The 11,715-nt window shown below is 52.9% G+C and carries 12 protein-coding genes; 5 read left to right on the plus strand and 7 right to left on the minus strand.

The genetic code is table 11. From position 1 onward, the window contains the following. Nucleotides 1–151: 151 nt before the first annotated feature. Both AC0Z7K_RS19570 and gapA read right to left on the minus strand, forming a co-directional pair. Nucleotides 152–1,021, minus strand: coding sequence for a D-hexose-6-phosphate mutarotase (locus tag AC0Z7K_RS19570; RefSeq protein WP_485615563.1), 870 nt, complete (start codon nt 1,019–1,021; stop codon nt 152–154). Nucleotides 1,022–1,203: 182 nt separating this feature from the next. Further along, nucleotides 1,204–2,202 carry a glyceraldehyde-3-phosphate dehydrogenase gene (gene gapA / locus AC0Z7K_RS19575; protein WP_056770313.1) on the minus strand — a complete coding sequence of 333 codons (999 nt, stop codon included), beginning with the start codon at nt 2,200–2,202 and terminating at the stop codon, nt 1,204–1,206. 349 nt (nt 2,203–2,551) lie between these two features. Here gapA and msrB point away from each other — a divergent pair, with 349 nt between their 5' ends. Together msrB and AC0Z7K_RS19585 are read left to right on the plus strand one after the other, a co-directional pair. After that, a complete protein-coding gene (gene msrB, locus AC0Z7K_RS19580; protein WP_485615564.1) occupies nt 2,552–2,965 on the plus strand; it encodes a peptide-methionine (R)-S-oxide reductase MsrB in 414 nt (137 codons plus the stop codon). Between the two features lie 93 nt (nt 2,966–3,058). Then, nucleotides 3,059–3,331, plus strand: coding sequence for a YeaC family protein (locus tag AC0Z7K_RS19585; protein WP_413528964.1), 273 nt, complete (start codon nt 3,059–3,061; stop codon nt 3,329–3,331). A 71-nt stretch (nt 3,332–3,402) separates the two neighbouring features. Here the strand turns inward: AC0Z7K_RS19585 and pncA are convergent, their stop codons facing one another. The 3 genes from pncA to sppA all read right to left on the minus strand — a co-directional run bounded on the left by pncA (nt 3,403) and on the right by sppA (nt 7,042). Next, complete coding sequence (gene pncA, locus AC0Z7K_RS19590; RefSeq protein WP_485615566.1) at nt 3,403–4,032, minus strand: bifunctional nicotinamidase/pyrazinamidase; 630 nt, start codon at nt 4,030–4,032, stop codon at nt 3,403–3,405. An 8-nt stretch (nt 4,033–4,040) separates the two neighbouring features. After that, complete coding sequence (gene ansA, locus AC0Z7K_RS19595) at nt 4,041–5,054, minus strand: asparaginase (protein ID WP_413528962.1); 1,014 nt, start codon at nt 5,052–5,054, stop codon at nt 4,041–4,043. 134 nt (nt 5,055–5,188) lie between these two features. Next, entirely contained in the window at nt 5,189–7,042 is a 1,854-nt protein-coding gene (gene sppA, locus AC0Z7K_RS19600; RefSeq protein ID WP_413528961.1) for a signal peptide peptidase SppA, read from the minus strand. 190 nt (nt 7,043–7,232) lie between these two features. Here sppA and AC0Z7K_RS19605 point away from each other — a divergent pair, with 190 nt between their 5' ends. From AC0Z7K_RS19605 to AC0Z7K_RS19615, 3 genes are all read left to right on the plus strand, one after another. Next, on the plus strand, nt 7,233–7,784 hold the full coding sequence (locus AC0Z7K_RS19605; protein ID WP_413528960.1) for an NAD(P)H nitroreductase: 552 nt from the start codon (nt 7,233–7,235) through the stop codon (nt 7,782–7,784). 238 nt (nt 7,785–8,022) lie between these two features. Beyond that, a complete protein-coding gene (locus tag AC0Z7K_RS19610; RefSeq protein ID WP_485615616.1) occupies nt 8,023–9,972 on the plus strand; it encodes a DNA topoisomerase III in 1,950 nt (649 codons plus the stop codon). Further along, nucleotides 9,965–10,273: a DUF1496 domain-containing protein gene (locus AC0Z7K_RS19615; RefSeq protein WP_413528959.1), complete on the plus strand. Its 309-nt coding sequence runs from the start codon at nt 9,965–9,967 to the stop codon at nt 10,271–10,273. The genes AC0Z7K_RS19610 and AC0Z7K_RS19615 overlap by 8 nt, the downstream gene beginning before the upstream one ends. A gap of 68 nt (nt 10,274–10,341) precedes the next feature. Here the strand turns inward: AC0Z7K_RS19615 and AC0Z7K_RS19620 are convergent, their stop codons facing one another. Continuing rightward, entirely contained in the window at nt 10,342–10,743 is a 402-nt protein-coding gene (locus AC0Z7K_RS19620) for a pyrimidine (deoxy)nucleoside triphosphate diphosphatase (RefSeq protein WP_485615567.1), read from the minus strand. Beyond that, nucleotides 10,743–11,552 carry an exodeoxyribonuclease III gene (gene xthA / locus AC0Z7K_RS19625; protein ID WP_485615568.1) on the minus strand — a complete coding sequence of 270 codons (810 nt, stop codon included), beginning with the start codon at nt 11,550–11,552 and terminating at the stop codon, nt 10,743–10,745. Before xthA ends, AC0Z7K_RS19620 begins: the two co-directional genes overlap by 1 nt. Nucleotides 11,553–11,715: the final 163 nt, after the last annotated feature.

Genomic DNA, 11,715 nt, shown 5'->3' on the forward strand with positions numbered 1-11,715 from the left:
TGAAAGTTCCATTTAAAAAGGGTCCATGTTGAGCATGAACCCTTTTTACACGAGCCACTGGATCGGTCAACTGATCCTTAAACGATCGGCATTAGCCAAAAGGCCCCTTTGTCATGTCTGCATGATGCAAACTGATTGGTATACGCGTTTACTACTTACGCAGTGAGAACGTCACAGCCAGACGCGCAGGTGCAGCATGCGAAGACGTATGTGTATGGGAAACTTGTGCGGTTTCTACACAGACCATAGTCTTATAGCCGTCATCCGGCATATCGGCCATGCTGACAGACAGTTGCGCGCCAGGGTTCCACGCCACCACGTCTGCATTATTCTCATGGGCTATCACCAGCGTACGTTTAAGCACGGGATCGATGATTTCGCTGGTCGCCTGCGGCTGGGTGTAAATGCGGTCAGTCTGACCGGAGAAGGTCAGATCTCCAGTTTCCTGCTTGGCTTTCGCGCCGTCGACTTTATCGATGAAGCTGCCGCCCAGGCCTTTAATGCTGACATCTGCGATATCGCCGATGTTGAAATAAGTGTGCAGGGCGCTGTTCGCCTCGAAGTCACCGGTGGACTCCAGTTCAATATGGCAGATTTCACCCAACGTAAACCGTGCGGTGAGCGTGAAATCATGCGGCCAGAGTGCCAGTGTTTCTTCTGAACTTTTCAGCGTCAGCGTTAATACCACGCCCTGATCGTTTTCTTTGTGATCAGTCAGTTCCCACGGCATGTTACGTGCGAAACCATGCGAAGGTTTACCGGCAGGACCAAACCACGGCCAGCAAATTGGGATACCGCCACGGATTGCCACGCCTTCTTTGAATGCGCTGGCGCTGCTCATCCATAAAACAGGTTCCTCGCCTTCAGGCTGCCATGTCAACAGATGCGCGCCCTGTAAGGCAACGGCTGCACGAACTTTAGGATGAGAAACCACAATCACCGGGAGTTCATCTTTTTGACGCTGGCTGATGGTGGTTGAGATTTGGTTTACAACGGGTAGGGAAAAGAGTTGCTCGATCATTATCTGGTGTCCTGTTGATTTTATATCGGGTAGATAAATAATTACGATGATAAGAACCAAGACTACAGATGAACCAAAGCTTTAAGATTGATCGCACTCATGTGCCTGATAAAAAAGTGCATCTGACAGAAAGCAAAAGGGCGACTCGCGTCGCCCTTTAATCAGTTCATCAACATTGCCAATTACTTGGAAACGTGAGAAATCAGATCCAATACTTTGTTAGAGTAGCCAGTTTCGTTGTCGTACCAGGAAACCAGTTTCACAAAGTTGTCGTTCAGAGCGATACCTGCTTTAGCATCAAATACTGAAGTCAGTTTTTCGCCGTTGAAGTCGGTAGATACGACGTCGTCTTCGGTGTAACCCAGAACGCCTTTCAGATCGCCTGCTTCAGAAGCTGCTTTGATTACTGCGCAGATTTCTTTGTAGGTTGCTGGTTTTTCCAGACGTGCAGTCAGGTCAACAACGGAAACGTTAGGGGTAGGAACGCGGAACGCCATACCAGTCAGTTTACCGTTCAGAGCTGGGATTACTTTACCCACTGCTTTAGCGGCACCGGTAGAAGAAGGGATGATGTTCTGGGATGCGCCGCGGCCGCCGCGCCAGTCTTTGTGAGACGGGCCATCGACAGTTTTCTGAGTAGCGGTAGTTGCATGAACAGTGGTCATCAGCGCTTCAACGATACCGAAGTTGTCGTTGATCACTTTTGCCAGTGGTGCCAGGCAGTTAGTGGTGCAAGAAGCGTTAGAAACGATTTCCTGGCCAGCGTATTCTTTATGGTTCACACCCATAACGAACATAGGGGTGTCATCTTTAGATGGACCAGTCAGAACAACTTTCTTAGCGCCAGCAGTGATGTGCTTACGTGCAGTCGCGTCGTCCAGGAACAGGCCAGTTGCTTCAGCAACAACATCAACGTTAACTTCATTCCATTTCAGGTTAGCTGGATCACGCTCAGCGGTAACACGGATGGTTTTGCCGTTAACAACCAGGTGACCGTCTTTCACTTCTACGGTACCGTTGAAACGACCATGAGTTGAGTCGTACTTCAGCATGTATGCCATGTATTCTGCGTCTAACAGATCGTTGATTGCTACGATCTCGATGTCAGAACGTTCTTGAGCAGCACGGAAAACAATGCGACCGATACGGCCAAAACCGTTGATACCTACTTTGATAGTCATATATTCCACCAGCTATTTTTTTAGTGAATAAAAGGTTGGTTGTAAAATTACAAAAACCTTGCTGAGCGTCAAGCGGAATCGTGTCAATTATTGCTGTAAGTCAAAGGGACGACCTACTTTTGTTCGCTAATTGCACGTTCCGTTTTTTTAATCGGCTCACAACCACATGGGGGCGAAAAACAGAATATAAAGAGTCGGAACATCAGGAGTGTGATCGCCATCACAAGTTGGAGCTGGCTAACGCTGATGCCCTACAGTTTAGGACAAAACAGACAGATTCGTTGTTAATTTTTTGTTATTATAAACTGTTATTTTAGTTGATTTTTCTATTCGTCAGAGAACGAAAATTATGAGCAATGAACCTGAATCCTCTTCCTCACTCGAACAACTTACTGAAATTCAACGTCATGTGACGCAGGAGCACGGTACTGAACCTCCGTACACGGGCAAACTGTTGCATAACAGACGTGAAGGTATTTACCACTGCCTGGTTTGCAACGCGCGCTTGTTCTACTCAGATACCAAATACGATTCCGGATGCGGCTGGCCCAGCTTCTATCAGCCAGTGCATCATTATGCGATCAAATACCTGACGGATAACACCCATGGCATGGCGCGTGTGGAAATTCGTTGTTCTAATTGCGAAGCGCATTTAGGTCACGTTTTTCCGGATGGTCCGCAGCCAACCGGTGAGCGTTATTGCGTGAATTCTGCATCGATGAGTTTTATCGATGGCGAAAATGGCAATAAAACTGCAGGCTAAATGCAGCAGCTGTAGTGCGTAATTTTACCGACAAAATCGATTCAGCAATTATTCAAAACACCTTGAATAATTGCTGCGAGCAAGGGGTAGCAGATGGAAATTAACCAACTCATTGATGTGATGACGCCGGAAATCTATGCGCGTCTGGCACTGGCAGTAGAACTGGGCAAATGGCCCGACGGCGTTGCACTGACCCCGGAACAAAAAGAACATAGCCTGCAGGCGGTGATGTTGTACCAGTCGCGTCATAACGTTGATGCTCAACATATGAGCATTGGCACCGACGGACAAATCGTCACCAAAAGTAAGCAGGAACTGAAGCAGCAGTTTGTGCAAGAGACACTGATCCGGCTAAGACCGGAGTGATCTTCGGTTTTCGTTACCTATGAAAAAGGCGCTCAATAGCGCCTTTTTTAACATTAAAAATCAGTGATGACTTACCCCAACACTGCTGCTGAGGTACTCACTTTCGCGCCCGCCAGTTGCATCGCCTTTATGGCTTCATCACTGTCCTGCGGTGCCAGATTCACGCCACGACAGCCGTCGGTGAGCAGGGTAACTTTATATCCCTGCGCCAGCGCGTCGAGTACGGTGAATTTCACACAGTAATCCGTCGCGAGACCCATGACGTAGAGATGGGTGATCTTAGCGGCTTTCAGCCAGTCATTGAGCATGGTAGCGGCAAGATGCCCGTTGTCATAAAACGCGCTGTAGCTGTCGATATCCATATTCGTGCCTTTTTGCACCACGAAATCCAGACGTTTTGTTTCCAACGCCGGATGAAACTCGGCGCCGGGTTCATTCTGCACGCAGTGCACCGGCCACCAGACCTGCTGCAGTCCGTTCAGCTCGCCGACGGTCCAGGCTTCAGTATGGGAATTTGCCGCAAAGCTGCGATGTTTGGCGGGGTGCCAGTCCTGTGACGCCACGACGGCGACATCCTTTTTCTTACACCACGCCATCATTTGATTAGCGATCGTAATCGTGGCGTCACCCTCAGCGACGGCTAGCGCGCCGCCCTGACAAAAATCATTTTGCAGATCGACCAGCAACAATGCAGATTTCATATTGACCCTTATTCGGTGAGCTCGCCGCGCAGGTTTTTCTGCATCAGTTCGCGGATTTCTTCCGGCGTGTGCGATTGGCTAAGCAGATAATGCAGCTTTGTCAGCGCGGCCTCGACGGTCATATCAAAACCGCTGATCACGCCGGAATGCGCCAGCGCGTTGCCGGTGGCATATCCGCCCATGTTCACGCGCCCCGAAATACATTGCGTCAGGTTTACCACCACAATGCCACGCTCAGACGCGTCTTTCAGCACTTTCAGCAAATCCCCTTTTTGCGGTGCGTTGCCGACGCCGTAAGAGCGCAGGATCAACGCTTTCACCGGCTGCATCAGGAAGTTCTGTACTACTTCGGCGGAAATCCCCGGATAAATCGTCACCACGCCAATCGGCTGTGGCGTGATGTTATGCACGATGAGTCTGGCGGCAGGGTCGACAGTCAATGACGGCGTGGAAAGGCGGCGGATGTGGATCCCGGCTTCCAGCAGCGGCGTCAGGTTCGGCGAGGCGAATGCATCGAAACCGTCGGCATGCGCTTTGGTGCTGCGGTTGCCGCGATAAAGACGATTGTTGAAGAACAGGGTGACTTCGTTAACCGGATGGTTGGCCGCGATGTACAGCGAATTAAGCAGGTTAATTTGGCCGTCGGAACGCAAAGCCTCAAGGGGAATTTGTGACCCTGTCACTATTACCGGCTTGCTCAGGTTTTCCAGCATGAAAGACAGCGCGGAAGCAGTGAACGCCATAGTGTCGGTGCCGTGCAGGATGACAAAACCGTCGTAATCTTCGTAATGCGCCTGAATATCGTCGGCGATGTGCTGCCAGTCTTCCGGCGTCATGTCGGAGGAATCCATCAGCGGTGCGTATTCCTGAATGGTGAATTCTGGCATTTCCGGGCGATGGAATTCAGGCATCAGCGCCAGCTGGCGCTGCAGGTGGCCGGAAACCGGAATGTAACCTTGTTCGGAACGCTGCATACCGATGGTGCCGCCGGTGTAGGCCACGTAAATAGATTTTTTAGTCATCGAAGATGTTCTTATTCAGAAAGATGAAAGCCACTGCGCTGAGTATAAAGATTTCGCCGCCGGTGTCCCACCATAAAAAAGCCCGGAGGCTCTCTGCGAGGCTCCGGGCTGGCTGTTAGCGGTTTAAATGAACGTTATTTCACATCACCACAGGTCAGGCAAAGCGCATAACGGTTTTGCGGATCGTTCATGTTATTGAACAGGTCTGCCTGAGATTTCAATTCCATCGCCATTTTACTCACCGGCGCAGGCAGATAAGCCTGAACCACGGCGGGCAGCATGGCGTGAACGGAGGCGCTCACCTGCGAGAACACCAAATCGCTCAGGCTCGGTTCGCTGACGTACCAGTTCAGCTGCCATTTTGGCAGTTTCGCCAGTTCAGCGGCTTTTTTCACGGCGTCATCGAAATCACCCAGCTCATCCACCAGTCCGTTGGCTTTGGCGTCAGAACCAATCCACACATGACCCTGTGCGATCTGGTCTATCTGCTCAGGCGTTTTGTGGCGCGAGTCTGCCACCAGGCCGAGGAAGGTTTTATATCCGTTCTCGATGTTCAGCTGCATCATCTGCGAGAACTCAGGCGGCAACGCTTTGGTAGACGCAATATCTGCCAGCGGGGAAGTCGCCACGCCATCAGTGTGCACACCGGCGTAATCCAGCGTGTTCTGATAAGTGTTGATTACCCCAAAGATACCGATGGAACCGGTGAGGGTGCTCGGGCTGGCGATGATGTAGTTCGCTGGCGTGGATATCCAGTAACCGCCTGAGGCCGCCATGCCACCCATGGAAACCACTACCGGTTTACCGGCGGCTTTCGCGGCGGCAAGTTCAGAGCGGATCACTTCGGAAGCACTCACGCTGCCGCCAGGGCTGTTGACGCGGAACACAATCGCTTTCACTTTCGGATCCAGACGGGCATCGCGAATTTGCTGTGCGGTGGTATCGCCGCCAACCGCGCCCGGCTGTTCTTCACCGTCGTTGATCGCACCGGTCGCGAAGATCACCGCGATTTGCGGATCGTTATTGTCCGGTTTTGGTTTTGGCGAATAATCGTAGATGCTGGTGTAATTAAAGTCTTTGGTGGTTTTATTCCAGCCAAATGCTTTCACCATGTCGTTTTCCGCCTCGGTGCGGGACGCCAGCGAATCCACCAGTTTGGCTTTCAGCGCGTACTGCGCCATATCGCCACCGGTGGCCTGCATACCAGCCAGAACGCCTGCTGCACCAGGGAACAGCTGTTCTGGCGTGATCTGACGGTTGGCGGAAACGGTGTTCAGATAGTTGGTCCACAATCCGCCGACCCAGCGGCTGTCTGCTTCACGGGCAGCCGGGGACATATCGTCACGAATCAACGGTTCTACGGCGGATTTGTACGTCCCGACGCGGAAGATATTGGTGGTGACTTTCAGCTTATCCAGCAACGTTTTGTAGTAAAGGTTATTGGTGGCAAAACCGTGCAGATCGACCGCGCCCTGCGGTGACAGATAGATCTTGTTAGCGTAGCTGGCCAGATAGTATTGCGCCTGATCGTAGCTGTCATCGATAGCGTAAATCGGTTTGCCCGCATCACGGAATTCACGCAGCGCCTTGCCGATGTATTGCATCGAGGCCTGATCGGTGCCGGTGAAGTCCGTCAGCTGCAACACCATACCGGTGATGTTTTTGTCGTCTTTCGCGGCACGGATAGTATCGACCAGATCAAACAGGGCGTTTTCCTGCAGGCGGCTGCTCGAGGTGCCCAGCAGTTCACGTCCCCACTGGCGGACTTTATTATTGACCGAAGGCTTATCGACCACGGAACCGCTAAGGTCAACCAGCAACGCGCCTTTGGTCGCATCAACAGGTTTATCCTGCACTGCATACCAGATGCCAACACCGGCCAAAATGATCACAATAAGAAATACGTTGAGAATAAATTCTCGGACGAAATTAAGAAGACGCCAGGTCCACTTAAAAAAACCGGCGATAATTCGCCACAATGTGCGCATGGTCTCTCCAACAAGACGGGAAAAGTATCGCTATCCTAATGACCCGCCGGAAAAAAGTCAGCTTTAAATCATTTCAGAATTTGGCGGTGCGTCATTCTCTTAAAGCCCAAAGGCAGTTGGAAAATGGCGGGGCGCCTATGTTAACGTAAGGTTAATAGCAATTATTCTCAGTTCTGCTCAGGAGATTTCAATGGATGCTTTAGATTTATTACTTAACCGCCGTTCTGCTTCCCGTCTGGCCGCGCCTGCGCCGACCGGGCAGGCGTTGCAAAATATCATCAATGCCGGGATGCGCGCGCCGGATCACGGCGCCTTACAGCCATGGCGTTTTGTGATCGCAGAAAGCGACGGGCTGGTAAGGTTCAGCGAACTGCTGCGCGCGGCCGCCATTAAAGACGGTGCCGATGAAAAGGCTGTCGAAAAAGCCACGCAGGCACCGCTTCGCGCTCCGCAAATAATCACGGTGATCGCCGCCTGCAAAGAGAGCGCGAAAGTCCCGCAGTGGGAACAGCTGCTGTCCGCCGGTTGTGCGGTGCAGGCAATGCAGATGGCGGCGCTGGCGCAAGGATTCAATGGTATCTGGCGCAGCGGCGCGTGGACCGATCATCCTGACGTGCGCAAAGCTTTTAAATGCGGTGAGAACGACAAAATTGTCGGTTTCCTGTACCTCGGCACGCCGCAGCTGAAAGCCAGCCTGCAAATTATCCCGGTCGACAGCACGCCGTTCGTTTCTCATTTTTAAAAGTAAAAGCTCACGCAATCACCGGTTTTCTTCAGCGCTTTCTGATTAAACCGGTTTTTTGCTGCCTTAATGAGCGACCGCGTTCTCAGATGTCTCTATCCGTCTTACTAATTCTGCCAGCAGCGGCTAACATAGCCACCATCTTTATGATGAGGACGTAGTGAATGAAGGATGGGACGATGAAAATGGTAGTGGCGATCACACTGAACGGCGCTGCGCCGCTGACGGGTGCAATGTAATGCGCCTGTTCATTGCCGAAAAACCCAGCCTTGCCCGCGCGATTGCGGACGTACTGCCGAAACCTCATCGTCGCGGCGACGGTTATATTGCCTGTGGCAACGATCAGGTGGTCACCTGGTGCGTCGGCCACTTACTCGAACAGGCTCAGCCGGACGCCTACGACAGTCGCTATGCGCGCTGGTCGCTGGCGGATCTGCCGATTATCCCCGAAAAATGGCAGCTCCAGCCGCGTTCCTCAGTCGCCAAACAGCTTAACGTCATCAAACGCCTATTGCAGGAAGCCTCGCAGGTGGTTCACGCCGGTGACCCGGATCGCGAAGGGCAACTGCTGGTGGATGAGGTGCTGGATTATCTTGAACTCACGCCGGAAAAACGCCACGCCACTCAGCGCTGCCTGATTAACGATCTCAACCCGCAGGCGGTGGAACGGGCGATCGATCGTCTGCGTGATAACCGCGATTTCATTCCCCTGTGCGTCTCCGCCTTAGCCCGCGCCCGCGCCGACTGGCTGTACGGTATCAACATGACCCGCGCTTACACCATTCTTGGCCGCAACGCCGGTTACAACGGCGTGCTGTCCGTTGGCCGCGTGCAGACGCCGGTGCTCGGGCTGGTGGTGCGTCGTGACGAAGACATTGAAAACTTCGTGCCGAAAGATTTCTTCGAAGTGAAAGCGCACATCGTGACGCCTGCCGATGAGCGTTTTGTGGCGCTGTGGCAGCCGAGCGAATCCTGCGAACCTTATCAGGACGAAGAAGGGCGTTTGCTGCACCGTCCGCTGGCCGATCACGTGGTGGCGCGCATCGGCGGCCAGCCGGCGATGGTCACCGGTTATAATGACAAGCGCGAAAATGACATTGCGCCGCTGCCGTTTTCACTTTCCACCTTACAGATCGAAGGTTCTAAAGCCTTTGGCCTGAGCGCGCAGCAGATTCTGGATATTTGCCAGAAACTGTACGAAACGCACAAATTGATTACGTATCCGCGCTCTGACAGCCGATACCTTCCTGAAGAGCACTTTGCCGGACGTCATGCCGTACTTAACGCCATCGGCATCCATCAGCCGGATCTGATGCCGCAGCCGTTGATGGACACGGATATTCGTAACCGTTGCTGGGACGATAAAAAGGTCGATGCCCACCACGCGATCATCCCGACTGCACGCAGCAGCAAGGTGAATCTGACCGACAACGAACAAAAGATTTATGGCCTGGTGGCGCGTCAGTATCTGATGCAGTTCTGCCCTGATGCCGTCTATCGTAAATGTGTTATCGATCTTGATATCGCCGGTGGCAAGTTTATCGCCAAGGCGCGTTTTCTGGCCGAAGCGGGCTGGCGCACGCTGCTCGGCAGCAAAGAGCGTGATGAAGAGAACGAAGGAACACCGCTGCCGGTGGTGGCGAAGGGCGATGAATTACTCTGTGAGCGCGGTGAAGTGGTGGAGCGTCAGACGCAGCCCCCGCGGCCTTTCACCGATGCGACACTGCTGTCTGCCATGACCGGGATTGCGCGATTTGTGCAGGATAAAGCGCTGAAGAAAATCCTGCGCGCCACCGACGGGCTGGGCACGGAAGCAACGCGCGCCGGGATTATCGAGCTGCTGTTCCGTCGTGAATTTTTGTATAAGAAAGGGCGCTATATTCATTCCAGTGATACCGGCCGGGCGCTTATTCACTCGCTGCCGGACATCGCCGGGCGGCCGGACATGACCGCCGACTGGGAATCAACCCTGACGCGCATCAGCGAAAAGAACTGCCGTTATCAGGATTTTATGCAACCGCTGGTCGCGACGTTGCAGAATCTCATTATGCAGGCCAAAACCAATCGGGTGTCTTCGGCGTTCCGCAGTCTGCCTTCCAAACCGGCGGGCGCGGCGGCGAAAGGCAAAAGCGCCCCTAAACGCCGTAAAGCGAGCACCAAAGGGAAGGAAGCAAACAGTGATGAATAACCTTAAAAAAATGCTGATGGTTTTACTGGCGGGCTCTGCGTTGCTGGCGACACCGGCGATGGCGAACCGCACCGGTTTCAATAACGGCGCAGATGTCGTGGTGCCGTTGCCGCCCCAAATCTGGGATAACAGCGGCAATAATAACAACAGTGCGCCAACCTGCCACAACTGCTGCGTTTATAATAACCAGACCTACAGCGAAGGTGCGGTCGTCACTGCCGACAGCATAGTATTGCAATGCGTGCGCGATCCCAACGTGGTCGGCACCAACGAACTGAAGTGGCAAGTGCTGAAAAAGTAGATTCGGCACGCAGATAAAAAAGGCGCGGTACTGAAATCAGTCCGCGCCTTTTTTATTCGATTTATCCGTCAGCCGGAAAATCGTTTCAGATAGGCGTCGATAAGCGGAATATCTGCCGGTGCCAGTTCAAACGACGTCACGTCGGCAGGCGATACCCAGCGAACTTCAGAGTGACACTGTAACGTAATCACTCCGGTGAAGCCGCTGACACGCCACCCGTGCAGATGGATCAGACGTTGAGGTTGTTGCAGTACGCTGGTGGCGACGAAATCTTCCACCGTCACCGTAATCCCCATCTCTTCCTGTAACTCCCGCACCAGCGCGGCCTGATGGCTTTCACCGGTTTCCACTTTTCCGCCGGGAAACTCCCACAAACCGGCCTGGTCGCTGGAAGCGTCCCGTCGCGCAAGCAGCAATTTCCCGTCCCGCTCAATCAGTGCCGCCACCACATCGACCGTTTTCACTGGCATTATTTCAGGTCAAACGTCGCCCAGATTGGGGCGTGGTCAGAGGGTTTTTCCATACCACGGATATCGTAATCGATACCGGTTTCGATGCAGCGTGACGCCAGTGATGTGCTCGCCATGATCAGATCGATACGCAGACCACGGTTTTCATCAAAGCCGCGGGAACGGTAGTCGAACCATGAATATTTATCCGTGGTGTCCGGATTTGCCGCGCGGAAAGTGTCGATTAATCCCCACCCTTTCAGGCGTTCCATCCACTCGCGCTCTTCCGGCAGGAAGGAGCATTTTCCGGTGCGCAGCCAGCGTTTGCGGCTATCTTCGCCAATACCGATGTCGAGATCGGTCGGGCTAATATTTACATCACCCATCACCACAACCGGATTATTCACCGACAGGCTGGTGTTCAGATAATCCTGTAAATCGCGGTAGAACTTTTCCTTGGCCGGGAATTTGGTCGGATGGTCACGGCTTTCGCCCTGCGGGAAGTAACCGTTGATGACGGTCAGAATGCCCTGTGGCGTGTCAATATCGGTCATGATGATGCGGCGCTGAGACTCTTCGTCATCGCCTGGGAAACCACGGCGTACAGCGACCGGTTCCTGCTTCGTCAGCATGGCAACGCCGTAATGGCCTTTCTGTCCGTGGTAGAAAACGTGGTAACCGTACTGGCTCACCTCTTCCAGAGGGAACATATCGTCATGAACTTTGGTTTCCTGCAAACCAATGACGTCAGGCTGGTGCTGTTCGATGATTGCCGCGAGCTGATGCGGGCGGGCGCGCAATCCGTTGATATTAAAGGAGACAAACTTCATAGTCGGGAACCATTTGGCGATGAAATCAGAAGGGCGATAGTAGCAGATAAAGGCGCGGATGGCGAAACCGGCACGTTGCTGAAAAACACAGCAGGTGCAATTTATCCGGCAAAAAGCGTACCCAAACTTTGTGACAATCCGCATTGAGTTGTACAATTATTTT

This window comes from Rahnella sp. 1L-D-7-B-C2 (assembly GCF_057290995.1).

Bases quoted from the DNA above. Each gene is read 5' to 3' on its own strand.
- AC0Z7K_RS19570 (WP_485615563.1), bottom strand. From the start codon at position 1,021: ATGATCGAGCAACTCTTTTCCCTACCCGTTGTAAACCAAATCTCAACC.
- gapA (WP_056770313.1), bottom strand. From the start codon at position 2,202: ATGACTATCAAAGTAGGTATCAACGGTTTTGGCCGTATCGGTCGCATT.
- msrB (WP_485615564.1), top strand. From the start codon at position 2,552: ATGAGCAATGAACCTGAATCCTCTTCCTCACTCGAACAACTTACTGAA.
- AC0Z7K_RS19585 (WP_413528964.1), top strand. From the start codon at position 3,059: ATGGAAATTAACCAACTCATTGATGTGATGACGCCGGAAATCTATGCG.
- pncA (WP_485615566.1), bottom strand. From the start codon at position 4,032: ATGAAATCTGCATTGTTGCTGGTCGATCTGCAAAATGATTTTTGTCAG.
- ansA (WP_413528962.1), bottom strand. From the start codon at position 5,054: ATGACTAAAAAATCTATTTACGTGGCCTACACCGGCGGCACCATCGGT.
- sppA (WP_413528961.1), bottom strand. From the start codon at position 7,042: ATGCGCACATTGTGGCGAATTATCGCCGGTTTTTTTAAGTGGACCTGG.
- AC0Z7K_RS19605 (WP_413528960.1), top strand. From the start codon at position 7,233: ATGGATGCTTTAGATTTATTACTTAACCGCCGTTCTGCTTCCCGTCTG.
- AC0Z7K_RS19610 (WP_485615616.1), top strand. From the start codon at position 8,023: ATGCGCCTGTTCATTGCCGAAAAACCCAGCCTTGCCCGCGCGATTGCG.
- AC0Z7K_RS19615 (WP_413528959.1), top strand. From the start codon at position 9,965: ATGAATAACCTTAAAAAAATGCTGATGGTTTTACTGGCGGGCTCTGCG.
- AC0Z7K_RS19620 (WP_485615567.1), bottom strand. From the start codon at position 10,743: ATGCCAGTGAAAACGGTCGATGTGGTGGCGGCACTGATTGAGCGGGAC.
- xthA (WP_485615568.1), bottom strand. From the start codon at position 11,552: ATGAAGTTTGTCTCCTTTAATATCAACGGATTGCGCGCCCGCCCGCAT.